Here is a 24,245-nt window from a genome sequence, read left to right as displayed (position 1 = left end):
AGCGCACTATCCCGCGCATCTTTTAAACTGATTGCCGGATACGTTCCAATATCTATCCGATCACCTTTCCCTTGCCAACGATAGCGATATTGAAAAATCACTTTACCTTTTGGTGTTACGCGAACTGATAACCCCTCTCTGTCTGATTTAGTCACCATTTTAGCTTGTGGCTTACCATTTACCGCTCTTAACCATGAATCACTTACCGCCATCTTTTTTTCTCCTTGTGTCCAATCTTTTTATGATATTTCATGTACACCAATATGTACATAAATTTCATGACACAAGGATTATAATAGGTGACTAAAAACAGCTATTATATACTAAGGTAAAAAATAAAAATGATTTAAAACAGAGTATTAATTTTAATTTATCGACTATTAGCGACTGTTGACGACTGTTATTTATTGTTATAAATTATTTGTATTATTAATAAATATCTTTTCAGATAAAAGAGAAATTTTGTGGAAAAATTTGACGTAATCATTATAGGTGCAGGAGCGGCTGGTCTATTTTGTGCAGCCAATGTAGGCCAAAAAGGGTTAAAAGTACTGGTCCTGGATAATGGCAAAAAAGCGGGTAGAAAAATTTTAATGTCTGGTGGCGGGCGATGCAACTTCACCAACCTTTATATTGATCCTACTGCTTATATATCTACTAATCCTCATTTTTGTAAGTCAGCCCTCGCTCGTTTCACTCAATGGGATTTTATTGCATTAGTACAAAAACATAATATCCCTTATCATGAAAAAATATTAGGTCAACTTTTTTGTGACAATAGCGCACAAGATATCGTCGATTTACTATTAATTGAATGTAAAGTCGCTGGCGTTAGTTTACGCTTTCAAAGCGAAATAACTGAGATAAAAAAAATAGATAATAAATTTTTAGTCTATGTTAATGAAAAAGTTATTAGTTCAAACGCATTAATTGTTGCTAGCGGTGGCCTTTCAATGCCTAAATTAGGAGCGACTCCTTTTGGTTATCGTATAGCTGAGCAATTTGGACATAACATCCAGCCCACAAGAGCAGCTTTAGTGCCTTTCACATTACATAAGACACTGCTTGACGTTTTACAAACACTTTCTGGTATTGCTATTTCAGTAAAAGTTAGTTCACAAAATGCAATGACATTCCAAGAAAATCTTCTGTTTACGCATAGAGGATTATCAGGTCCAGCCATTTTGCAAATTTCAAGTTACTGGCAGCCAGGAGAGCATATAAGTATTAATTTATTTCCCAATATTAATCTTATCGACTACTTAACCCATGAACAAACAATTCATCCTAATCTATTGTTAAAAAACCTATTAGCAAAATATCTACCCAAACGCTTTATCGAGACACTACAAATATTAAAAAAAATTCCAGATAAATCGTTAAAACAACTTAATAAAAGTCAGATAAACACCATTGCAGAAGGGTTACACAACTGGCAGATACAACCAAATAGTACAGAAGGCTACCGTACTGCAGAAGTCACTCTTGGAGGTGTTGATACGAGTAGCATTTCATCAAAAACAATGGAGTCAGAAAAAGTAATCGGACTCTACTTTATTGGTGAAGTTGTTGATGTTACTGGTTGGTTAGGGGGATATAACTTTCAATGGGCATGGAGTTCAGCTTGGGCATGTGCCCAACACCTGATAAAATCCTAACGCTTTCGTTATAGTTATATTATTGATGTTGTCAGCTAAAATGATCTCGTTATTTTTCATTTATTGCCTTAACCATAAAATTATTGTTTTAAGTTTGTAATTTAAATTACCATAAAAATACATGATTATTATCAATAATTTATCATGTAAAATATTTTTTTACATTTATATTAAAAAAACCACTTTACAAATGATAGTGATAACTATTATCATTAAATCACTTTCAGATGAGCCTTTCTGGGATCATATGAAAGGACGACATTGCTCACATTGCTCACATTGCTTACAGTGTTTACTTATGCCAGCCTAGCGCTGGCACTTTTTTAGCACTTTTCTATTTTTAATTTTTTCCAATCAATTTTATCATCACGGGTAATTAATAAAGATTTCATTATAAAACCAGGTGTTTTAATAAACTCCGCTTTTGACTTATATACTATCGGGTATTACAGAACAGCAAGCGATAGAAACAACCGTAAAAAAATTTTTGCCATCCGATTTCAATTCATTAATACCGCAATGCATATTCACAATTAAATAAAAAGTGCATAGCTTTAATTATATTCTATGCACTTTTTATTTTATTAGTAACCTTTAATTAAAAATTACAACTTAGGACCTGCTTTCACGAGTGCAGCACCAACTTGGGTATCAGTATATTTCTCAAAATTATTAATAAATCGCGTAGCCAAATCTTTAGCTTTAACTTCCCATTGGCTGTTATCTGCATATGTATGACGCGGATCTAAAATATTATTATCGACCCCCGGCAAATTGGTAGGTATAGCTAAATTAAAAACAGGTAAATTGATAGTTTCTGCTTTATCTATATCCCCATTTAAGATCGCATCAATAATTGCACGAGTATCTTTGATCGAAATACGTTTACCGGTTCCGTTCCAACCGGTATTAACCAGGTACGCTTTTGCACCAGCGGCTTTCATACGTTTACCTAATACTTCAGCATATTGAGTAGGATGTAATGTCAGAAAAGCGGCCCCAAAACAGGCTGAAAAAGTGGGTGTTGGTTCAGTGATCCCGCGTTCGGTACCCGCTAATTTAGCGGTAAAACCTGACAAAAAGTGGTATTCAGTCTGTTCAGGCGTCAAACACGATACCGGTGGCAAAACACCAAAAGCATCGGCTGTCAGAAAAATAACTTTCGTCGCATGGCCTGCTTTAGAAATGGGTTTAACAATATTATTAATATGGTAAATAGGATAAGAAACTCGCGTGTTTTCTGTTTTTGTTCCATCATTGAAATCAATAGTACCATCAGTCAAAACAGTAACATTTTCTAATAATGCATCACGTTTGATCGCATGATAAATATCAGGCTCTGCCGCTTCAGACAAATTTATTGTCTTAGCATAACAACCACCTTCAAAATTAAATACACCATCATCATCCCATCCATGCTCATCATCACCAATTAATTTACGCTTGGGATCGGTAGAAAGGGTTGTTTTTCCTGTACCAGACAAACCAAAGAAAATAGCCACATCCCCTTTTTCACCAACATTAGCTGAACAATGCATCGAAGCAATGCCTTTTAATGGCAGCAAGTAATTCATGACAGAAAACAATCCTTTCTTCATTTCACCGCCATACCAAGTACCGCCAATAAGTTGCATACGTTCAGTCAAATTAAACGCCCCAAAATTTTCTGAGTTTAGGCCTTGAGCCTGCCAGTTGGGATTAGTACATTTTGCACCATTCATGACAACAAAATCTGGTTTAAAATCAATCAACTCTTGTTCAGTAGGTCGAATAAACATATTTTTTACAAAATGTGCCTGCCAAGCCACTTCAGTAATAAAGCGCACCTTCAAACGGGTATCTGCATTCGCACCGCAAAAAGCATCAATAATAAATAAACGCTTACCTGACAATTGGTTAGTCACTAAATCTTTTAATGATTTCCAAACCACTTCGGTCATCGGTTTATTATCATTTTTTCCTTTACCTTGATCCGCCCACCAAACGGTATTCATAGAGACGTTATCACGAACAATATATTTATCTTTAGGTGATCTACCGGTAAAAATACCGGTATCAACGGCCACTGCGCCTAAGTTAGTTTCAATACCTCGTTCATAGCCTTTCAAAGAAGGTTTTATTTCTTCTGCAAATAATTGTTCATATCCTGGGTTATAAACGATTTCAGTAACTTGATGAATACCATACCTAGCCATCTCTTCTGGAGTAATATTTTTTTTGCACTCATTAATTTATGCTCCTAAATGAATTTTAACCTTAATTAGGAGCTATCATAAATTTTTACTCGAAATTAACAGCGATAAAAATCAATAAATTTCATCTAAACTATTTTCTCAACTAGAAATGCGATCTAGAGCACAATCAACGCTACAGTAAAAAAATGTGTATATCCTTTATTACGGCATAAAATAAGCACGGATGACTCAATGAATCTGCTGTTTTTTAATTCGCTTCAATTCCTCTATATCTTGTTGATTAAACAGATAATCAGCCCCACAAAATTCACATTCAATATCAATTTCACCCCGTTCATGTAATATATGCTCAATATCTTCATCAGGCAGAGATAGCAAAATATTTTCACAACGCTCTTTTGAACAGTTGCAATGAAAGGTGACTGGCTGTGGATCATATAAAGTCACATCTTCTTCATGATAAAGACGATGAAGAATTTGCTTTGTTTCTAAGGTATATAGCTCCTCACCCTTAATCGTAGCGGTTAACTGTACTAGATGATCAAATTTATGCTGACTTTCACTACCTGCAGAGGGCAATACCTGCAATAACATTCCACCGGCAGCAGGCTGGCCATTTATCTCACCTGAATGAATAAATAAACGTGTCTGCAACTGTTCTGATTGTTTAAAATAATCATCCAAACATTCTGCTATTGTACTACTTTCCAATGCAACAATGCCTTGATAACGCTCGCCATTTGTTGGCGTAATCGTGATCACCATATAGCCTTGACCAACCATCTGTTTTAATGATAATTGATTAGTAACTGAACCCTCGACACGAGCAACACCTCTCATTTGTTGATAATTATTTCCGTTTATTACCAACATTTTTACAGGGCCATCTCCTTGAATCTGTAGAGTAATATCACCATCAAATTTTAAAGTTGCCGTTAATAAACTAGTGGCAACTAATAATTCACCCAATAATAAATTAACTGCTAGCGGATAATTGTGTTGATGGAGTATCTTTCTATAAGTCTCATTAACTGAAACTAATTCACCACGAACAGCATCATCTTCAAATAAAAAACGGTTTAACTGGTCATGTTTAGACATATTTTCTCTCATTGCTAAAGTTAGTCATCAAAATGACTCATTTAAATTTGTATGCTTAAATTTAATCAAGTTACGTCGTTCTTTCTTATCAGGACGACGTTCTGGATTTGGCATCGTTAATGAGTTGGTCTTCCGCGCTAATGCTAATTTTTCTCTATTAACAATACTGTCTTGTGTTTCACGGTATAACGCTTTTGCTTCAGATGCGCCCCGTCGTTGATCGCTAATGGCCAATACTTTTATAGTTAGTTCACTGTTACCTTGTCTTAATTTTATAATGGCATGCTTTTCAACGACTTTACTTGGTTTACTTCGCTGCCCGTTATAGTGAACTTTGCCACCCTCAATCATTTTACGAGCAATTGCACGAGTTTTATAAAAACGTGCAGCCCATAACCATTTATCTAAACGGATAATCAAATCCATATCTGACTGTATTTTCATATTTTATTCATTACGTTAAATATTTTTTTGCTGGTCAGAGGAAGAAACAATATTGAAACAATGCTCATAATATTGTCGAATACTTTTTAATCGCCATTTATTTATACGCTTACGTGTAATAACCAGAATAAAATTCAATATAAATGTTGCCATTAAAACCAAGTTTAATAGAAAAGCACTAATATAGCGTAAAAGTAACATAGAACTAGGTTTACTATGTAAAATAATATGACGCGTGCCTTTTGCATCGACAAATAATTTAGTGATAATACCTTTTGCTTCAAAAGGAGTATGCATCAAAATATCTGACAATTTTTGCAGCTCTTGCCATTTTTGTAATGGAGTATAAGAATCAATAACAGGAGAATGAAATGAAACTAAATCGACAAACTGTTTTCCTTCTTCACTAATTAGTAATACACCTCTAGGTAGCGGTGAATTCAATAATGCTGCTGCTTTTTCTATTTCTCTATTAATATAAAAGGATGTCGTTTCATTAACCAGTTTTTCCAAGGTTTCTGCTCCACCTGGCCGCAATATCACATTTATACCTGCTAATTTTCCATTTTTAGCTCGAGCAACAAGTACCGACCATTCATAGGTATCACTTAAATTAACTAAAGCGCTCTTTAAACGAAAACACTCATTATTAAGAGGGCATAATGAATTTGTTTTTAAAATAATATCAGAAAAATTATCAAGCAAATTCATGCCAGATTTCATAATCTCGCGTCTAAGTTGCTGATTAACTTTATGATCCAGATTATTAAAATAAAGCTGCTGTTTAACTGTTGTAGAAAGCGAAAAGACTTTTTCAACTATATCAGATTCAGGTATAGGAGAGGGGCTTATATTATTCCAATAAATACCGGAGCAATCAAAAGGGAGAAAATCAAACCGATTCCCTTTCTCTATAAGATCAATGGGTACATAGCACATACCCACACCTTTAACTGCAATATAATCACCAACCTGTAACGGCATCACTTCCAATTCAGTGTAATTTGTTGTATGTCGATAATTTTCTCCATTAAGCCAATGAAAAATTAACCTAGCTGGTAAATGCACCGGTTCATAAAAATGAAGCAGTAACATGAGGAAAAAACTGGTTATCATCAACATTAAATTTTTGCCATATCTTTTATATGGGTAACGACGTGCCTCTTCATGTAAAGATAAATAACGTCCTTGACGAACAACGTAACCGTTTGCATACATGTCAATATTAATAGCTTGATCAATCTCATATTCCAGGAATGGCTCCCAATGAGATGGATAAATAAGATCGATTCCAGCCAATGAAATATTATGTTTTTTACCTTTATCAAACTCGCCGAATAAACCCAATCGTTTAGGTTTACCTACTACACAACGAATATCCTGTTGATATCTCTTACGAAAAATATATGGTCGATAAAGAAGATATACTCCAACAAAAAAAGTAAGTCCACCAAACAACATTAACCAAGGAAAAAAAATAGCAATAACAAATAACGAAAGTGCACAAACAATTAACCCAACACAAATAACACCACTGCCCCACAAACTAAACGATCGATTAAGCTTATACTCTTCCAACGTCTCTTTTCTGACCTTAATAAATTTTACCAGTTGTTGACCACTCTCTTGAATTAAAGCATTAACTGGTGGAAATGTTATTTCTCTAGCAAAGTGAAATTGTTTAAAATCTTGCTTAAAATCAGCCAAAAAATGATTATTTACTGATATAACAAGTGGTAAGGTATCCGTATAAACAACATCCATAACATTCTGTGTTGTTAAGTAAGGCTCTAATTGTCGAGGTAAATGAACTTCTTTAGAATCAATAAAATAGCGCCATAAATTATCTTGCTCGTTGATTAAAGAAAAACGTGTTATTGCATTACAGCCCGTAGAAACCCAAGCATTTCTTTTAGGAAAATCAAATAACTTTCTTATTGTCACCTCTTTTGTCTTTATTAAGATTTGTTCAGAGTTGGTATATTTAAGATAGTCACAAATTATCTGATATTCATCAGAAGTAATTTTGCGATAATTAGCATGTATTAAGAAAGGTAATTTATCTACATCATTACCTTTTTTTCCTTTCATAAACAAAAAGAAAATTAATATAAACAAGCAAATAATTAAAATAACCAATATAACAAAAGGTAAGCTCATTTCTTCCCCGATGTAACAAATAATGCCAGTGCAGAATAACAACCCTTTCCTTAGCTCTAAATAAGGTAATTCCTATTCTAGTTTTCTATTTTTAATATTAATAACAATGAGTTACGATTTGACATTGTTTATTTTAACAACATGGTAGTTTAATTAATAAGTAATTTAATAAAAATATTACTAAAACACCCTTATTATAATAATCAGCGCTGGTTAAATTTATTGATATATTATCACTAAATAGATAGATTGAATCACAATTGATTTCAGCAAAAAATCAAAAGCCTATCCTTGCCTTTAATATAAAAAGTTATAATCTATTCAACAAATTTTGTCCGGGACACAGTATATGAAACAAATGAAAAAACCCAAAATACTGAATATAAAAAATATTGCTGAATCTAGACTTTTTCGTATCCAATCTGTTGATCTTGAATTTAGTAATGGCGTTAAACGTCTTTATGAACGAATGCAGCCAACAATAAATGAAGCCGTACTGATTGTTCCTATCATTAATAACGAACTAATTTTAATACGTGAATATGCAGTTGGTATTGAAGAGTATGAATTAGGTTTTCCTAAAGGAGCAATTGATAAAGGAGAAAGTGCCATACAAGCTGCTATAAGAGAATTAAAAGAGGAAATTGGTTATGGTGCAAAACATGTTGAATTACTAGCAAAATTAACAATATCACCAGCCTACTTTTCCAGTAAAATGAATATATTCATTGCACAAAATCTTTATGAGGAAAAACTGGAAGGCGATGAACCAGAGCCGCTAGAACAAATTCGTTGGCCAATAAACAATATGATGCAACTACTCGATGTTAAAGATTTTAACGAAGCAAGAAATATTAGCGCATTATTTTATGCCCAGCGTTATCTCAAAAATATTAGTTAACCTTAAATAAGTCCTAATATTGTAAAATGAAATAGGGTCTATCTAATAACCCTAATTTCAAAGACAAAAATTAAAGATCATTATTACTGTTCAAAAAAGTTCCTGACTATTTCCATCTTCAGAAATAACGATTGTACCTACCTCTCGAATAGCGGCTGTTTTAGGTTCAGTTCCTTCAATAAAATATTCCAAACTTTTACTTACAGAATTATTTGTTGCTAATTTACCTGTTTTGTTATCAATAGTAATAGAAATAATTCCATCAGGAGGTTGTATTTTATTTTCAGCAACTCCTTCAAGGACAACTTTCATATAATCATTCCAGATAGGTTGAGCACTTTTTGCACCTGCTTCACCACCTGTAATAGTACGCCCTAAACTGCGTTTATTATCATCAAAGCCTATCCAAGCGGTAGCAACGACATCAGGGCCATAGCCAGAAAACCAAGCATCTTTAGAACTATTAGTCGTTCCTGTCTTTCCACCAATATCTTTACGCTTAAAATCTCTCGCACGCCAGCCTGTCCCCATCCAACCTGGCTCTCCATAAATATTCGTCATCATTGCATTACTAATTAAAAAAGCCAAAGGTGTACTAATAACATGTGGAGCATATTTTTCTTGTTGAACGGTTATTGGTATTTCATTATTAATATCTACTCTAGGCTCAAGACTCATCGGAGGCGTCGTAGATTTAACTATATTCTCAATAGATTCTGCATTTATTTCTTTAATTTTTGGTACATCATCATAAATAACAGCGATATCTTTACAGTTAGGACAAGCGATGTTAGGTTTAGCTTCAAACACAATTTGACCTTGTAGCCCCTCAACTCGACTAATGAAATAAGGATCGATAAGGTAACCACCATTAGACATAACGGCATAACCTCGAACTATTTGCATAGGCGTAAATGACGGAGCTCCTAATGCCAATGACTCGGTTCGATTAATATTTTCTTCAGGAAAGCCAAACCGTTTTAAATAATCCGCCGCATAATCAACCCCCATCGCACGCATAGCTCGTACCATAACAACATTTTTCGATTGGCCTAATCCTTGCCGCAAAGTGATTGGGCCTGCATATTTGGCGGGAGAGTTTTTAGGTCGCCAATCTGAATCAGCTCCAGCATCCCAACGAGTAATAGGCATATCATTTAATAAGGAAGCTAACGTTAATCCTTTATCTAATGCTGCGGTATAAAGAAAAGGTTTAATATTGGAACCAACTTGACGTAATGATTGGGTTACTCGATTAAATTTACTTAACTCAAAATCAAATCCGCCAACTAACGCAACAATAGCGCCATTGATTGGATTAAGAGCAATAAAAGCTGAATTTGCTTCCGGTATTTGTGCTAACCACCAACTATCTTTAACTTGTCGTACACGAATTAATTCTCCCACTTTCACAACTTCGTTAACCGTTTTAGGTGTTACACCTTGACGCTCATCAGAAATATATTTACGTGCCCAAGAAACACCATTCATTGCCAGCTCAACAGTAACACCATTTGACATTATAACTTCAGCTTTATTTCTATTTGTCGCAATAACTACTGCGGGAATTAATGGCCCATAAGTAGGTGTTTTTTTGAGTTTTTCAATAAGTTGCTCATGAGTCCAGGGTGTTTGTCGCTGCGTCCAAAGAATTTTTTCTGCTCCTCGATAGCCATGACGAATATCATAATTAATTAAATTATTACGCAAAGCATTAACTGCTGCTGTCTGATCTTTACGGATAATGGTAGTATAGACTTTATAACCATCGGTATAAGCATTCTCACCATAGCGTTTATAAAGCTCTTGCCTAACCATTTCTGCCAGGTAGGGTGCTGAAAACGAAATTTTTGGTGCGTGATACATGGCAATAATTTTTTCACCCTTTGCTTCATTATATTGCTGTTGAGTAATATACCCCTCTTCTAACATACGTAATAATACGATATTGCGGCGATTTATTGCTCGTTCATAGGAATAAAGGGGGTTAAAAGTAGAAGGTGCTTTTGGTAAACCTGCAATCATAGCAATTTCACTTAAACTTAATTCATTTACAGACTTACCAAAATAAACATAAGCAGCTGCACCTACCCCATAAGCACGATTTCCTAAATAAATTTTATTTAAATAAAGTTCAAGAATTTCATCTTTTGACAATAATTGCTCAATCCGGACAGCTAAAAATACCTCTTTAGCTTTACGCATCAATGTTTTTTCTCGACTTAGGAAAAAATTTCTTGCTAACTGTTGCGTTATTGTACTTGCCCCTTGCGAAGCGTGACCGGAAACAGCTATAACCGATACAGCTCGAAAAATTCCTATAGGATCAATACCATGATGCTCATAATATCGGCTATCTTCCGTCGCAATAAAAGCTTTTATCATTAGTGGGGGAATTTCCTTTAATGACAACGGAAGACGACGTTTCTCTCCAAATTGCGCAATTAACTCACCTTCTGCACTTAACACCTGCATAGGTACTTGCAATCGGACATCTTTTAACGTTGCTACATCAGGCAGTTCTGATTCGACATATTTGTACAAACCAAAAATAGATCCAGCTCCCAAAACAAGACAACAAACTATAAAAAAAAGAAAAAACTTTACGATCTTCACCTGAAATTCCCATTTACAATTTATTGGGTGGTTTATAAACAATGAATACTTAGTATAAATGTTTGAAATTACCTTGAATATGGAATTTTATACATTAACAATAGGGAAATCGTCTATGTTTTTACAAAAATGGCAGATTGGCCTTGATATACATCATAATAAAATTCAACTTGTGGCGGCTACTCAACACAGACATGGCTGGCAACTTCGCGAATGTTGGCAACATTCTTTACCAATCACTAAAACCCAAGATACTGAAACCCAAAATATTCGTATAACCACACTAAAAAATATCTTGCAACAATGGCACAAGAAACTACCTAATAATTGCGATGCAAGATTCTCCTTATCCACATTACAAATCCTAAAATCTCACTTCCTTTTGCCGGAAAAAATAACACTAACTGAACCAGAACTTGGATGGCTCGTTCACAGTAAAGCTGAAACCCTATTTCCTATGGACATCCGTGAACTTATTTTGGATTATCGTATTTATCAAAAGCAAATATACCTTTGTGCAACTAGACGTAGTGATATTGTTTTTTGGTCTGAATTATTACATGAAGTAGGTTTTTCACTTTCTGTCATCGATATATCTCCTAATGCCCTTCGTTACTTAGCTCATAAAGCCTCTATTCCTGATAACACTTGGCTTATTTATCGGCGACAACAAGAGTGGATATGTGCTGGTCCTTTATATCAATCAATACACTATCAACCTCTTGAGATAACTGAAGTAGACTCTATAGAAAAACTGGTCTTATTACTACCTAAAGAAACGCAACAACAACCTAATACTATTTATTATCTCGGTAACGATATAAAGCATCATCATTTTTCCACTTGGTCTCTGTTAGATTCTTTTCAATATTACTCTATCAAGTTACCAAAAGATTTTCATAATTTTGCGATTGCCGCGGGTTTAGCACTTCGCGAAGGAGATAAATGATGTATCAAGTTAATTTTCTGCCATGGCAGAAAAAACGCCTTAAACAACGCTATTATGTATGGATATCTCTCTTTCTTATACAAATTTCAAGTTTGATATTAATTCTGTTTTTTATAATTGATAGGCATAAACAGCAATACCTTCATCAACAATATTTACTTGATAATGAAAATATAGAAATTGCGGCCATTGAACAACAGCTTGGTAACATTGAGCAACAGCGCCAGCAACTTGATCAATTAACTCAAAAATTCAATACGTTAATTCAAATCGCTAACCACAACAAACAACAACTTTATTTACTACAACAAATTCCGAATATTCTACCAACAGGTAGTTGGTTAGAAGCGCTTTCAAGCCAAAGAGATGAATTGATAATTAAAGCAAATAGCTATGATTATCATGAAATTTTACAGTTCATGCGCCAATTAACCGAGCAAAAGTTAGTAACGCAAATCCAATTACAAACAATACAACTAACCTCACAAAATATTCAAAAAACCACATTAAATGCAAAGTGGCTACGTACGGAGAATCAATATGGTAAAAAATAAAATATATGAATGGTTTTATAGGCCATTATGGAAACAACTTATCCCACAATGGTTAACGCTTTTTTTAATTTTTCTTTTTTTCTTTATTTTTTATTGGTCAAAAAATTCTTTAATTATTGATCAATTGAATCAACAACGGAAAAACAACAGACAACATATCAATATATTAAAAACACAACTCATACAAAATATAACAAAAAGCAAATTAAAAACTCTAATAAACAAAAAGAAACAACAAATAACAGACTTACTTACTTCGATACAGACTGAACCTCTAGTTTCTGCCCAATTCAAATTTCCGCTACCAATTTCAAATGAAAAACTCATTTATTGGCAACAACAAAATCATAATAATCGTGTAGATTACTATCTCACAATTTTAGCAAGCTACTATCAATTAATCGCCTTTATCGAAAGCTTACAAAAAACACATCCACTACTCCTTATTTCAACAGCTAAAGGTAACCCCAAAGAAAAATAACTTATATTGTGAGTTCATTCTTTCATCCCTAACAAAAAGCCTAACATAATGAATTTACTTAATTTAATATTAATTTTAGTATTAATAACATTATTTAGTATTAATGCTATAGCCGCCAGAGAACCATTTACGCCGCCAAAAATAAAAGAAATTATTGAAAATAATGTTACTCATACATCACCAATACCTGAAGAAAAAAGTGATATACATTATCTGAGTTACCCCCTGCAATATGCCGAAGCAGAATTACTAGCATCTCAACTTTCACAAAATAATCCACCTTTACTCTCAAAAAAAGGAAAAGTTTTTGCCGATAAACAGACTAATAACTTAATTTTTGAAGATACTCAGAGACACATTGAACGTCTTCAATCCTGGCTAAAAAAAATTGATATACCGCAACAACAAGTACAAATAACAGCCTATATTATTAATACAAGTCGAGAGGCTTTATATGAACTAGGAATATTTTGGGAACTCAGTAGCGATAAAATAAACCAGGTCGGGATCAGCCGGCTAAATATTCATCAACCAGCACCATCTTCAATTCCACATATCGCTTTTAATATTGCCAAAATTAAAAGTCACTTATTGTCACTGGAATTAAGTGCATTAGAACAAGAAAATCAGCTATCTATTATTGCTAGCCCCAGATTAATGGCCTCACATAACCATTCTGCCAGCATTAAACAAGGCACAGAAATTCCTTATATCATTCAAAGTAAAAATAAAAGTCAGATAAAATTTAAAGAAGCAATATTAGGCATGGAAGTCACACCTACCATTTTACGAGGAGGTAAAGTTCGTCTAGCGCTAAAAATTAGTCAAAATACCCCCAATACTAGTTTGCTAGCAAATACTTACCAACATATTGCAATCAATAAACAAGAAATATCAACACAAGTTACGATTAATCATGGGGAAACACTTATCCTAGGTGGAATTTTTCAACAGAAAAAAAACAATCAACAACAAAAAATTCCCTACCTGGCAGATATTCCCTTCTTTGGCCAGTTATTCACCAAAGATGGAAAACAAACTTACCATAGGGAATTAGTCATATTTATAACACCTCAATTAATTAATATTTAATAAAATATAGTAAGCAATAATTATTTTTTATAATATAACTTCATACTAAACAGCACTAAATAGAGCAAAAATCATCCGATTATTGTGAATAATGGATTATAAATTTGACGATAAGAAAGATTTAGCTTACAAGGTTAGTTATTTAGCGAAATAAACAATTTAAATGCGTACACTCGATGATAAAACCTTTACATGTACGATTAAAGTTGCATTTTTAGCTAATCTATTGCGATAATTTTTATATCCAATTTAATATCTTTCATAATTGGCAGCAAATAATACGCTTTGCGTATAGATATCGGCGTGGTTTTCAAATTGATTGATGTTAAACTTAGTGCACAAACAAACTTAAAGACGAATACTTGAGCTTCGTAATACTGTATATTACGTATTACGAGACATTTGGGATTTTAAACCTGTGAAGAAATACTGCTATCAGTTATGTTACAAAAACAGGCCCTTCCGATATAATTCAGAAAAAACTGAATGTATTTGGGATTTTTTTGCTTTTATATGCAAGAAAAGATGTCAATACTCATGAGGTTTCAATTATAGGTCCCGTTGCTAATTTGATTAGCCGGGCGGGTTATCATTAACGAATAATCTTAGTAATACCAAAAACATGGCAGAGAAACGTAATATCTTTCTGGTTGGGCCTATGGGCGCCGGAAAAAGTACTATTGGTCGCCAGCTAGCGCAGCAACTTAGTATGGAATTTTTTGATTCTGATCAAGAAATTGAACGACGTACTGGTGCTGATGTGAGTTGGGTATTTGATTTGGAAGGCGAAGAAGGTTTTCGGGAACGTGAAGAAAAAATTATCAATGAGCTTACAGAAAAACAGGGAATTGTCCTAGCAACAGGGGGAGGGTCGGTAAAATCAAAAGAAACACGCAACCGTCTGTCTGCTCGTGGGGTAGTCGTTTATCTTGAAACAACGATTGAAAAACAAATGGCACGAACTCAACGCGATAAAAAAAGACCTTTATTGCAAGTAGATCAGCCTGCTCGTGAAGTTTTAGAAAAACTCGCTCATGAACGTAATCCACTTTATGAAGAAATCGCAGACATTACTATTCATACCGACGATCAAAGTGCAAAAGTAGTTGCTAACCAAATCATAGGATTATTGGAAAATACTTAATTTCAATAAATTAATATGAATGACTGATTGACCATGCCATAAAGGTAAAATCAATATGGAAAAATTGACAGTTACACTTGGTGAACGGAGTTACCCGATTAGCATTGCCTTTGGTTTACTTAACTCACCTGACGCATTTTTGCCGCTTAAAAGTGGCGAATACGCGATGATTGTAACGAACAAAACGCTAGATTCCCTTTATTCTACAAGAGTAAAATCAACTCTTACAAAAATGGGTGTCAAGGTTGATGAGATCATTCTACCTGATGGAGAACAATACAAAACATTAGCTATTCTTGATACGATCTTCACTGCTTTATTGGAAAAAAATCATCCTCGAAGCACCACACTTATTGCCCTTGGTGGCGGAGTTATTGGTGACTTGACAGGATTTGCTGCCGCCTGCTACCAAAGAGGCGTTCGTTTTATCCAAGCACCAACCTCGCTTCTATCTCAAATTGACTCTTCTGTTGGAGGAAAAACAGCAGTCAATCATCCGTTAGGTAAAAATATGATTGGTGCTTTCTATCAACCAATATCGGTTATTATTGATTTAGATAGTCTAAAAACATTACCAGTACGTCAATTCTCTTCTGGCTTAGCAGAAATTATTAAATATGGCATTATTCTAGATTATGATTTCTTTTGTTGGTTAGAAAAAAACATTAGCAAACTATTTGAATTTGACGAAAAAACAATAAGTTATTGCATCCTACATTGTTGTGAATTGAAAGCAAAAATCATTGCTATAGATGAAAAAGAAACCAATGGACAACGTGCATTATTGAACTTAGGGCATACCTTTGGTCATGCGATTGAAACTGAATTAGGCTATGGTTCCTGGCTACATGGTGAAGCAATTGCTGTAGGTATTGTGATGGCTGCAAAAACTGCAGAGTTAATTGGTCAATTTGATAATAATGATACTAAGCGTATTTTAAATTTACTGAGGCAAGCAAATCTCCCTACTAAAGGACCAGCAAAAATGGCTGCTGAAGCTTATTTACCTCACATGATGAGAGATAAAAAAGTAGTTAATAATCAACTTAATCTGGTGCTACCTAAATCTATTGGCAATGCAGAGTTATACACTAATATAAGCCATGAGGTTGTTTTAAAAGCAATTAAACAATGCCTACATACAGATTAAACCGTGATTGAGATAGCAAGATAGCCATAGTGACACTATAATAAATATCCGTATTTTAGAATTAAACTGTACTAAAAATCATCTTTATCCATGATATGAGGTCATTCACCTTAAAAGGGAGGGGAAATGGACGAGTTTAAACCAGAAAGAGATCCTCAAGATCAGAGTAACTTCCGGCCAGATACATCAGATAGGCCTGTATTACGTTCACGTCAGCAAGGATCTAAACACCATCTAGCCTCTCGGCAACATGTCATGATAGGTATCGCTGTTTTGGTTCTATTATTACTCATTATCGCGATTAGCTCAGCACTTAAAGCTCCAACTGATCATGAGAAAGAACATACCTCTGTAACAAATAATGAACGTAACATCGATATTTCAAAAACAACATCACTGGCAAATGAGTCTTCTTTATCTCAAGAACATAACCAACCACAAAACGTAACCATGCCTTCAATTAGTGATACACCGACTGAAGGATCCTTGCCTCCAGCCAACCAAGGACAAGGTAAACGTATTGAAATTCCTGGTGACGTTGTTGATGCTTTACGGCAAGGCCAAACATTGCCTACTACTAAGCAACAACTGGTTGAAAATCCAACATCAACACCATCATCAACAATACTTCCCTCAACTACCCCCCCTAAGATAGTGGAACCAATTAAAACTAATCCCGAAACAAAAACAAAACCCATAGTTCGAACACATACGCACCATAATGGTGATTTATTATCATCCCCAGCGAGTAATTACACCCTACAATTAAGTAGCGCAAGCCGTTCTAACTCCCTAGAAGCATTTGCTAAAAAAAATCGCTTAACTAATTATAAAATCTATAAGACCGTACGTAATGGGCAACCATGGTATGTTCTTATCCATGGTAATTACCGCTCAGTCAGTGAAGCAAAAAACGCAATTTCAACTTTGCCCACTTCTGTCCAGGAAAAAAAACCCTGGGTTAGAAAATTTCAGCAAGTTAAGCAAGATCAAAAATAAAGAATCATTAGGCGCAAGTATGCTGTCCTAAACAGAGATATACCAAAAACTCTGGAACATTTAGATAAAATATGGCGGCATGAAGAAAAAACGCGCTTTTTTAAAATGGGCTGGCGGTAAATATCTTCTGGTAGAAGAAATTAAAAAATATCTACCAGAAGGTGATTGTCTGGTAGAACCATTTGTCGGGGCAGGTTCAGTATTTTTGAATACCAACTATAATGCTTACATCCTAGCTGACATTAATAATGATCTTATCAATTTATATAATACCGTAAAATATCATGCTGATACATTTGTGCAGCATTCACGTAAGCTTTTTAACTCTGAATTTAATACACCAGAGCAATACTACCGTTTACGAACTGAATTTAACCTATGTAATAATTCTCAGCGTCGTAGTGAACTATTTTTATATCTTAATCGTCATTGCTACAATGGTCTTTGTCGCTACAATTCGAAAGGAGAATTTAACGTTCCATTTGGGCGTTATAAAAAACCTTATTTTCCCGAAGATGAACTCTATTGGTTTGCTGAAAAAGCGCAAAAAGCTATTTTTGTCTGCCAAACCTATCAAGAAACATTGCTATCAGTAAATAAAAGTTCTGTTGTTTACTGCGATCCACCCTATACACCGCTTTCAGATACGGCTAATTTTACTACATATCATACAAATAGTTTTGGCAACAAAGAACAATATAATCTAGCTCAGATCGCTTATCACTTATCATCAACACGCGGAATACCCGTATTAATATCAAATCATGATACACCAGCGACTAGAGAATGGTATCATCACGCCAAACTAAATGTTGTTAAAGTACGTAGAACAATTAGTCGTAACAGCCTTGCTCGTAGAAAAGTCGACGAACTTTTGGCATTCTATAATCCAACTTATAAAAAAAACGCAAAAGGTAAAAAAACAAATCGGAGATAATTATGAAAGATTTTCTGATTGCCCCCTCTATTTTATCCGCAAATTTTGCATGTTTAGGTGAAGATACTGAGAAAGTAATTAAAGCTGGAGCTGATATTGTCCATTTTGACGTTATGGATAACCATTATGTCCCAAATTTAACTTTCGGCCCAATGATATGTAAAGCATTGCGAGATTATGGTATTAAGGCTCCCATTGATGTGCATTTGATGGTAAAACCTGTAGATCGACTAATTCCTGACTTTGCTAAAGCTGGTGCAACCTATATTACCTTTCACGCTGAAGCAAGTGAACACATTGATCGCACATTACAATTAATTAAAGATAATGGATGTAAAGCAGGTTTAGCTTTTAATCCTGCTACACCATTAAACTATTTAGATTACGTGATAGATAAATTAGATATGATCCTAATTATGTCGGTAAATCCTGGTTTTGGTGGACAATCTTTTATTCCACAAACCCTAAATAAATTGCGTCAAGTTCGTAAAATGATCGATAGTAATGGTTATAATATCCGCCTAGAAGTTGATGGCGGGGTTAATGTTAATAATATTATTAATGTTGCAAATGCAGGAGCTGACACTTTTGTCGCAGGTTCTGCCATTTTTAATCAACCAGATTACAAAACTGTCATTGATGCTATGCGTAAAAAGTTAGCTGAGGCAATTTAATGACATTTAAAAAATTAACCGATATTCAAGCTATCGCATTTGATTTGGATGGTACATTAGTCGACAGTGTTGGCGGATTAGCTAATGCCTTAGATCATGCTTTAATTAATCAGCAATTACCAGCTGCGGGTAAAGAACTTGTTTCCACTTGGGTTGGTAATGGTGTTGATATGATGATAGAACGCGCATTAACTTGGGCAAATGTTAAAATCACACCAAAAATTAAAAATAGTACTCGTCAATTATTTGATAAAATTTATGCAACAACAGTAATAACAGGTAGTCAGCTTTTTCCTGGAGTAAAAGAAACATTAGCAGAATTGGCCAAACAACCTTTCCCAATGGCAATCGTCACCAATAAACCAACACCATTTATTGACCCTTTATTAAAAAAATTAGCAATTAATTCTTATTTTTCTTTAATATTAGGGGGAGATGACGTAAAAAAGAAAAAACCCCATCCGGCTCCACTATATCTTACAATGGGAAAATTTGGTCTACTTAAAGATCAATTATTATTTGTCGGCGATTCTCATAATGATATCTTAGCTGCTAAAGCGGCTGGCTGTCCTTGTGTGGGTTTAACTTATGGATATAACTATGGTGAATCTATCGCATTAAGTAAACCAAATTATGTATTAGATAACTTTGCCGATCTACTTCCTACGTTAGGACTAACACCTTTGACAATTCTGGAATCATAATATGAATACCCCCCCGATAAAATCGACTAATACCCTCAAAAAACCTACTGTATTCAGTGGGGCTCAACCGTCTGGAGAATTAACCATCGGCAACTATATTGGCGCATTACGTCAATGGGTTCACATGCAAGATAATTATGACTGTATTTATTGTATTGTTGATCAGCATGCCATTACAGTCCGTCAGGATCCCAAAGAGTTAAGAAAGCGTACGCTTGATACGCTAGCCTTATATCTTGCTTGCGGTATCGATTTTAAAAAAAGCATTATTTTTGTTCAATCCCATGTTCCACAACATACTCAACTTAGCTGGGCTCTTAACTGTTATACCTATTTTGGTGAATTAAGTCGCATGACACAATTTAAAGACAAATCAACTCGTCATGCTGAAAATATTAATGCTGGATTATTTGATTATCCAGTATTGATGGCTGCTGATATTTTACTTTACCAGACAAACCAAGTCCCGGTTGGTATTGATCAAAAACAACATTTAGAATTAAGCCGAGATATCGCTCAACGTTTTAATTCGCTCTACGGAGAAATATTTACTATACCCGATCCTTTTATTCCGGAAAAAGGAGCGCGGGTTATGTCTCTACAAGAACCACAAAAAAAGATGTCAAAATCAGACGATAATCGCAATAATGTCATAACGTTATTAGAAAACCCTAAATCAGCAGCTAAAAAGATCAAACGTGCCCTTACTGATTCTGATGAGCCACCACAAGTTTATTATGACTCAGAAAATAAACCGGGTATTTCTAATCTGATAGATATCCTTTCTGGCGTAACAGGTACATCTACCTCACAGATAGAAAAACAATTTGCTGGAAAAATGTATGGCGATCTTAAAAACACCGTGGCTGAAGCCGTTTCAGATATGTTAATAAATATCCAAAGTCGTTTTGATGAATTTCGTAATAACGAAAAATTATTGAATGATATTATGTCCGAAGGCGCTAGCAAAGCAGAGGTTCGAGCTAAAATAACGCTAAATAAAGTTTATGACGCTATTGGTTTTATTAATCCTATAAAAAAATAATTCTCTTCTCCCCGTAAAACACGAGGGAGATTGACACTAAGAATAAATTATTTATAAAAAATTAATAAAATAAAAATCAATCTTTATTTTATTAATATATTTATTAAAGAAGGAACAATATTTAGTAACATCAATCATTTTTTCAACTGATTATATATAATTAACAGTACCTTGTAATTTTTATTGTTATATTTTCAATTAGCTATCCAAAGACATTAGTAGGCCAGTATCTAATCTGGCACCACTAACATTGATAAGAAACAAACAGATAAGGTCAATGTTATTTTATTTTTTCCGCGAAACGTTTCGCAGCTTCATCCCAGTTAACAACTGACCAAAAGGCTTTAATGTATTCAGGGCGACGATTTTCATATTTAAGATAATAAGCATGTTCCCAAACATCAAGCCCTAAAATAGGATAACCAGAAACACCAGAAATAGACTCACCCATCAGCGGATTATCTTGATTAGCTGTCGAAACAACCGCCAGTTTTCCATCCGATTTCAAGACTAACCATGCCCAACCAGAACCAAAACGAGTTGCTGCCGCTTTTTCAAAAATTTCTTTAAAATTCTCTACACTATCAAAATCACGTTCAATTGCCGATTTCAGCTCACCTTGTAGTTCAGTACCAATTTTTAATCCAATCCAAAACATACTATGATTGGCATGGCCGCCTGCATTATTGCGTAAAAAAGTACGTTTATCTACTGGCACTTTATCTAAGTTTTGAATCAAATCATCTATATCAAGTTTGGCAAGCTCAGGAAAATCTTTTAACACATCATTGGTATTGTTGACATATGTTTGATGATGTTTAGTATGATGGATTCTCATTGTCCTTTCATCAAAATGTGGCTCTAATGCCCCATATTCATAAGGCAGGGAAGGTAATGTATAGCTCATTTGCATTAACTCCTGTTACTTAAATATAAAATAAATGTTTCAATCAATACTTATTTTACAAGGATTGCCATCATAATGAAAACAATTATAAACAATATATTTTTTTAAGGTTTTTACTTCCTGTAAAAATAATCCAAATATTAGCCCATTAGATTGAAATAAATTCTTAATAAAAAACATCAATTAAAACAATTTAAATAGGATAATTAATTGATAAATAATAAATCTAAAATAAAACACCAACATTTACGTGATCACAAACACAAAAAAAAAACAAATTCTTTTTCATAGGTTTAGTTAACTGCTCTTTGACATATGATTAACACAACTGAGGAGAAGAAAAATATGATATCAACATTCAAGTACCCCATACCTACTGAAATTGCCGCACATACCTTAGTTAATAAAAAGCAATATCTAAAAGATTATCAATTATCCCTTAAAGATCCTGACGCATTTTGGCGAGAAAAAGGTCAAATTGTTGACTGGATAAAACCTTATACCAAAGTAAAAAATTCTTCATTTGATCCAGGGCACATTAATATCCAATGGTTTGAAGACGGTACCTTAAATTTAAGTACTAACTGCCTAGATCGCCATTTACAATTACGCGGTGATCAAACTGCAATCATTTGGGAAGGCGATGATCCATCACAGTCTTATCATATAACTTATCGTCAACTTCATCATGATGTTTGCCTATTCGCCAATGCATTGAAAAAACTAGGCATCAAAAAAGGTGATGTTGTTGCTATTTATATGTCCATGGTACCTGAATCTGCTATCGCTATGTTAGCATGCACACGCATCGGTGCTATTCACTCTGTTATCTTTGCTGGTTTTTCACCAGAAGCCATTGCAGGACGCATTATTGACAGTAAAGCTAAACTTATCATTACAGCAGATGAAGGGATAAGAGCAAATCGTACTATACCATTGAAAAAAAATGTTGATGAAGCGTTAAAAAACCAGGCTGTCGAAACGATTAATAATGTTATTGTTTTTAGACGAACCGGTAATCAAATCGATTGGCAAGAAAAACGTGATCATTGGTGGCATGAAATTATTAAAGGGCTTAACGCTGATTGTCCTGCAGAAGAAATGAATGCAGAAGATCCTTTATTCATTCTTTATACGTCGGGTTCAACAGGCAAACCAAAAGGCGTCTTACACACCACTGGTGGTTATTTAGTTTATGTTTCTATCACTTTCAAATACGCATTTGACTACCAAGCAAAAGAAATTTATTGGTGTACTGCTGACATAGGCTGGGTAACAGGCCATAGTTACTTAATTTATGGTCCACTATCTAATGGCGCCACTACCTTAATGTTTGAAGGTGTGCCTAATTATCCAAGTATAAATCGCATGAGCCAAATAATTGATAAGCATAAAGTAAATATTCTATATACCGCACCAACGGCAATTCGTGCTTTGATGGCCGAAGGTGATAAAGCTATTGAAGGAACTCAACGTAATTCTTTAAGAATTTTAGGCTCTGTTGGTGAACCTATTAACCCGGAAGCTTGGGAATGGTACTACAAAAAAATAGGTAATAGCCATTGCCCTATTATTGATACATGGTGGCAAACTGAAACCGGCGGTTTTATGCTTTTACCCTTACCGGGAGCAACTGAACTTAAACCAGGCTCAGCCACGTTACCGTTTTTTGGTATTAAGCCCGAGCTTATTGATAATTTAGGTAATTTACTTGAAGGTATTGCTGAAGGCAATCTTGTTATCATGGATTCATGGCCAGGACAAGCTAGAACAATTTATGGTGACCATGAACGCTTTGAACAAACTTATTTTTCACTATTTAAAGGTATGTATTTCAGTGGAGACGGTGCTCGCCGCGATGAAGACGGTTATTATTGGATAACCGGTCGTGTTGACGACGTTTTAAATATTTCTGGTCATCGTTTAGGTACAGCCGAAATCGAATCTGCACTTGTAGCCTTCCCTAAAATTGCTGAGGCTGCCGTCGTTGGTGTCCCGCATAATATAAAAGGTCAAGCTATTTATGCCTATATTACATTAAATCAAGGAGAAGAACCTTCAACAGAACTTTATAATGAGGTACGCAATTGGGTGCGTAAAGAAATTGGGCCAATAGCCACACCAGATATTCTTCATTGGACTGATGCATTACCAAAAACTCGCTCAGGTAAGATTATGCGACGTATTCTAAGGAAAATTGCTACTGGCGATATAAATAATCTAGGTGATACATCGACTTTAGCCGATCCTAGTGTTGTTGTAGAATTACTAGAAGAAAAGGGCTCAATCAATATTTCTAGTTAAATTAATGAGCTATAAGAAATTCTAAAATGTTAACAAAGATGGTCGATAAAATAGATATAGTTCAACTATAAAATATATTATTTATTAACATAACTTTATTTTTTTAATATAAAAAAGCCACCCTAATTAGGTGGCCTTGTATTTTAAGCTTAGCAGTTCCCTACTCTCACATGGGGAGACCCCACACTACCATCGGCGCTACGGCATTTCACTTCTGAGTTCGGCATGGG

Annotated in this window: 21 protein-coding genes and 1 rRNA gene; 14 read left to right on the top strand and 8 right to left on the bottom strand. The window is 34.5% G+C overall.

The genetic code is table 11. The annotated features are described in order from the left end of the window. A partial coding sequence (locus G468_RS0111160; RefSeq protein WP_026823202.1) for an Arm DNA-binding domain-containing protein occupies positions 1-212 on the bottom strand: 212 nt, incomplete at its 3' end. 252 nt (positions 213-464) lie between these two features. Here G468_RS0111160 and G468_RS0111155 point away from each other — a divergent pair. Further along, positions 465-1,658 (top strand): BaiN/RdsA family NAD(P)/FAD-dependent oxidoreductase, encoded by a 1,194-nt coding sequence (locus G468_RS0111155; protein ID WP_026823201.1) that lies wholly within the window; start codon positions 465-467, stop codon positions 1,656-1,658. A gap of 605 nt (positions 1,659-2,263) precedes the next feature. On the opposite strand, the gene pckA is transcribed toward G468_RS0111155, so the two are convergent. The 4 genes from pckA to G468_RS0111135 all read right to left on the bottom strand — a co-directional run bounded on the left by pckA (position 2,264) and on the right by G468_RS0111135 (position 7,558). After that, complete coding sequence (gene pckA / locus G468_RS0111150) at positions 2,264-3,889, bottom strand: phosphoenolpyruvate carboxykinase (ATP) (RefSeq protein ID WP_026823200.1); 1,626 nt, start codon at positions 3,887-3,889, stop codon at positions 2,264-2,266. 192 nt (positions 3,890-4,081) lie between these two features. Continuing rightward, on the bottom strand, positions 4,082-4,954 hold the full coding sequence (gene hslO, locus G468_RS0111145) for an Hsp33 family molecular chaperone HslO (protein ID WP_026823199.1): 873 nt from the start codon (positions 4,952-4,954) through the stop codon (positions 4,082-4,084). Between the two features lie 27 nt (positions 4,955-4,981). Then, positions 4,982-5,398 carry a ribosome-associated heat shock protein Hsp15 gene (hslR, locus tag G468_RS0111140; protein WP_026823198.1) on the bottom strand — a complete coding sequence of 139 codons (417 nt, stop codon included), beginning with the start codon at positions 5,396-5,398 and terminating at the stop codon, positions 4,982-4,984. Positions 5,399-5,413: 15 nt separating this feature from the next. Then, entirely contained in the window at positions 5,414-7,558 is a 2,145-nt protein-coding gene (locus G468_RS0111135; protein WP_026823197.1) for an IgaA/UmoB family intracellular growth attenuator, read from the bottom strand. A gap of 349 nt (positions 7,559-7,907) precedes the next feature. Here G468_RS0111135 and nudE point away from each other — a divergent pair, with 349 nt between their 5' ends. Continuing rightward, entirely contained in the window at positions 7,908-8,459 is a 552-nt protein-coding gene (gene nudE, locus G468_RS0111130) for an ADP compounds hydrolase NudE (protein WP_026823196.1), read from the top strand. A 90-nt stretch (positions 8,460-8,549) separates the two neighbouring features. On the opposite strand, the gene mrcA is transcribed toward nudE, so the two are convergent. Then, positions 8,550-11,075 carry a peptidoglycan glycosyltransferase/peptidoglycan DD-transpeptidase MrcA gene (gene mrcA, locus G468_RS0111125; RefSeq protein ID WP_026823195.1) on the bottom strand — a complete coding sequence of 842 codons (2,526 nt, stop codon included), beginning with the start codon at positions 11,073-11,075 and terminating at the stop codon, positions 8,550-8,552. 115 nt (positions 11,076-11,190) lie between these two features. Here mrcA and pilM point away from each other — a divergent pair, with 115 nt between their 5' ends. The 11 genes from pilM to trpS all read left to right on the top strand — a co-directional run bounded on the left by pilM (position 11,191) and on the right by trpS (position 20,804). Then, positions 11,191-12,024, top strand: a complete 834-nt coding sequence (pilM, locus tag G468_RS0111120; RefSeq protein ID WP_026823194.1) for a pilus assembly protein PilM — start codon at positions 11,191-11,193, stop codon at positions 12,022-12,024. Beyond that, entirely contained in the window at positions 12,024-12,578 is a 555-nt protein-coding gene (locus G468_RS0111115) for a PilN domain-containing protein (protein ID WP_026823193.1), read from the top strand. The genes pilM and G468_RS0111115 overlap by 1 nt, the downstream gene beginning before the upstream one ends. Continuing rightward, a complete protein-coding gene (locus G468_RS0111110; RefSeq protein ID WP_026823192.1) occupies positions 12,565-13,059 on the top strand; it encodes a hypothetical protein in 495 nt (164 codons plus the stop codon). Before G468_RS0111115 ends, G468_RS0111110 begins: the two co-directional genes overlap by 14 nt. Before the next feature lie 48 nt (positions 13,060-13,107). After that, entirely contained in the window at positions 13,108-14,151 is a 1,044-nt protein-coding gene (locus G468_RS0111105; RefSeq protein WP_026823191.1) for a secretin N-terminal domain-containing protein, read from the top strand. A 622-nt stretch (positions 14,152-14,773) separates the two neighbouring features. Next, positions 14,774-15,295, top strand: a complete 522-nt coding sequence (gene aroK, locus G468_RS0111100) for a shikimate kinase AroK (protein WP_026823190.1) — start codon at positions 14,774-14,776, stop codon at positions 15,293-15,295. A gap of 55 nt (positions 15,296-15,350) precedes the next feature. Beyond that, complete coding sequence (gene aroB, locus G468_RS0111095) at positions 15,351-16,445, top strand: 3-dehydroquinate synthase (protein ID WP_026823189.1); 1,095 nt, start codon at positions 15,351-15,353, stop codon at positions 16,443-16,445. A gap of 126 nt (positions 16,446-16,571) precedes the next feature. Beyond that, positions 16,572-17,444, top strand: coding sequence for an SPOR domain-containing protein (locus G468_RS0111090; protein ID WP_026823188.1), 873 nt, complete (start codon positions 16,572-16,574; stop codon positions 17,442-17,444). A gap of 79 nt (positions 17,445-17,523) precedes the next feature. After that, positions 17,524-18,381 carry an adenine-specific DNA-methyltransferase gene (gene dam, locus G468_RS0111085; RefSeq protein ID WP_026823187.1) on the top strand — a complete coding sequence of 286 codons (858 nt, stop codon included), beginning with the start codon at positions 17,524-17,526 and terminating at the stop codon, positions 18,379-18,381. A gap of 2 nt (positions 18,382-18,383) precedes the next feature. Continuing rightward, a complete protein-coding gene (gene rpe / locus G468_RS0111080) occupies positions 18,384-19,055 on the top strand; it encodes a ribulose-phosphate 3-epimerase (RefSeq protein WP_026823186.1) in 672 nt (223 codons plus the stop codon). Next, positions 19,055-19,759, top strand: coding sequence for a phosphoglycolate phosphatase (locus tag G468_RS0111075; RefSeq protein WP_026823185.1), 705 nt, complete (start codon positions 19,055-19,057; stop codon positions 19,757-19,759). Before rpe ends, G468_RS0111075 begins: the two co-directional genes overlap by 1 nt. A gap of 1 nt (position 19,760) precedes the next feature. After that, positions 19,761-20,804, top strand: a complete 1,044-nt coding sequence (trpS, locus tag G468_RS0111070) for a tryptophan--tRNA ligase (protein WP_026823184.1) — start codon at positions 19,761-19,763, stop codon at positions 20,802-20,804. A gap of 280 nt (positions 20,805-21,084) precedes the next feature. On the opposite strand, the gene sodA is transcribed toward trpS, so the two are convergent. Continuing rightward, on the bottom strand, positions 21,085-21,711 hold the full coding sequence (sodA, locus tag G468_RS0111065; protein ID WP_026823183.1) for a superoxide dismutase [Mn]: 627 nt from the start codon (positions 21,709-21,711) through the stop codon (positions 21,085-21,087). 345 nt (positions 21,712-22,056) lie between these two features. On the opposite strand from sodA, the gene acs reads away from it, so the two are divergent. Beyond that, complete coding sequence (acs, locus tag G468_RS0111060) at positions 22,057-24,015, top strand: acetate--CoA ligase (protein WP_026823182.1); 1,959 nt, start codon at positions 22,057-22,059, stop codon at positions 24,013-24,015. Between the two features lie 147 nt (positions 24,016-24,162). On the opposite strand, the gene rrf is transcribed toward acs, so the two are convergent. Then, positions 24,163-24,245 (bottom strand): 5S ribosomal RNA (rrf, locus tag G468_RS25555); the annotation flags it as partial.

Source organism: Arsenophonus nasoniae DSM 15247 (genome assembly GCF_000429565.1).
Lineage (GTDB): Bacteria > Pseudomonadota > Gammaproteobacteria > Enterobacterales > Enterobacteriaceae > Arsenophonus > Arsenophonus nasoniae.
Note: the sequence above shows the minus strand (reverse complement) of the source record. Positions and strands in the feature narration are given on the sequence as shown.

Coding starts and splice junctions, on each gene's coding strand:
- G468_RS0111115 (WP_026823193.1), top strand. CDS start 12,024: ATGTATCAAGTTAATTTTCTGCCATGGCAGAAAAAACGCCTTAAACAA.
- sodA (WP_026823183.1), bottom strand. CDS start 21,711: ATGAGCTATACATTACCTTCCCTGCCTTATGAATATGGGGCATTAGAG.
- hslR (WP_026823198.1), bottom strand. CDS start 5,398: ATGAAAATACAGTCAGATATGGATTTGATTATCCGTTTAGATAAATGG.
- G468_RS0111105 (WP_026823191.1), top strand. CDS start 13,108: ATGAATTTACTTAATTTAATATTAATTTTAGTATTAATAACATTATTT.
- hslO (WP_026823199.1), bottom strand. CDS start 4,954: ATGTCTAAACATGACCAGTTAAACCGTTTTTTATTTGAAGATGATGCT.
- acs (WP_026823182.1), top strand. CDS start 22,057: ATGATATCAACATTCAAGTACCCCATACCTACTGAAATTGCCGCACAT.
- G468_RS0111075 (WP_026823185.1), top strand. CDS start 19,055: ATGACATTTAAAAAATTAACCGATATTCAAGCTATCGCATTTGATTTG.
- G468_RS0111090 (WP_026823188.1), top strand. CDS start 16,572: ATGGACGAGTTTAAACCAGAAAGAGATCCTCAAGATCAGAGTAACTTC.
- trpS (WP_026823184.1), top strand. CDS start 19,761: ATGAATACCCCCCCGATAAAATCGACTAATACCCTCAAAAAACCTACT.
- pilM (WP_026823194.1), top strand. CDS start 11,191: ATGTTTTTACAAAAATGGCAGATTGGCCTTGATATACATCATAATAAA.
- G468_RS0111135 (WP_026823197.1), bottom strand. CDS start 7,558: ATGAGCTTACCTTTTGTTATATTGGTTATTTTAATTATTTGCTTGTTT.
- nudE (WP_026823196.1), top strand. CDS start 7,908: ATGAAACAAATGAAAAAACCCAAAATACTGAATATAAAAAATATTGCT.
- dam (WP_026823187.1), top strand. CDS start 17,524: ATGAAGAAAAAACGCGCTTTTTTAAAATGGGCTGGCGGTAAATATCTT.
- rpe (WP_026823186.1), top strand. CDS start 18,384: ATGAAAGATTTTCTGATTGCCCCCTCTATTTTATCCGCAAATTTTGCA.
- aroK (WP_026823190.1), top strand. CDS start 14,774: ATGGCAGAGAAACGTAATATCTTTCTGGTTGGGCCTATGGGCGCCGGA.
- G468_RS0111110 (WP_026823192.1), top strand. CDS start 12,565: ATGGTAAAAAATAAAATATATGAATGGTTTTATAGGCCATTATGGAAA.
- aroB (WP_026823189.1), top strand. CDS start 15,351: ATGGAAAAATTGACAGTTACACTTGGTGAACGGAGTTACCCGATTAGC.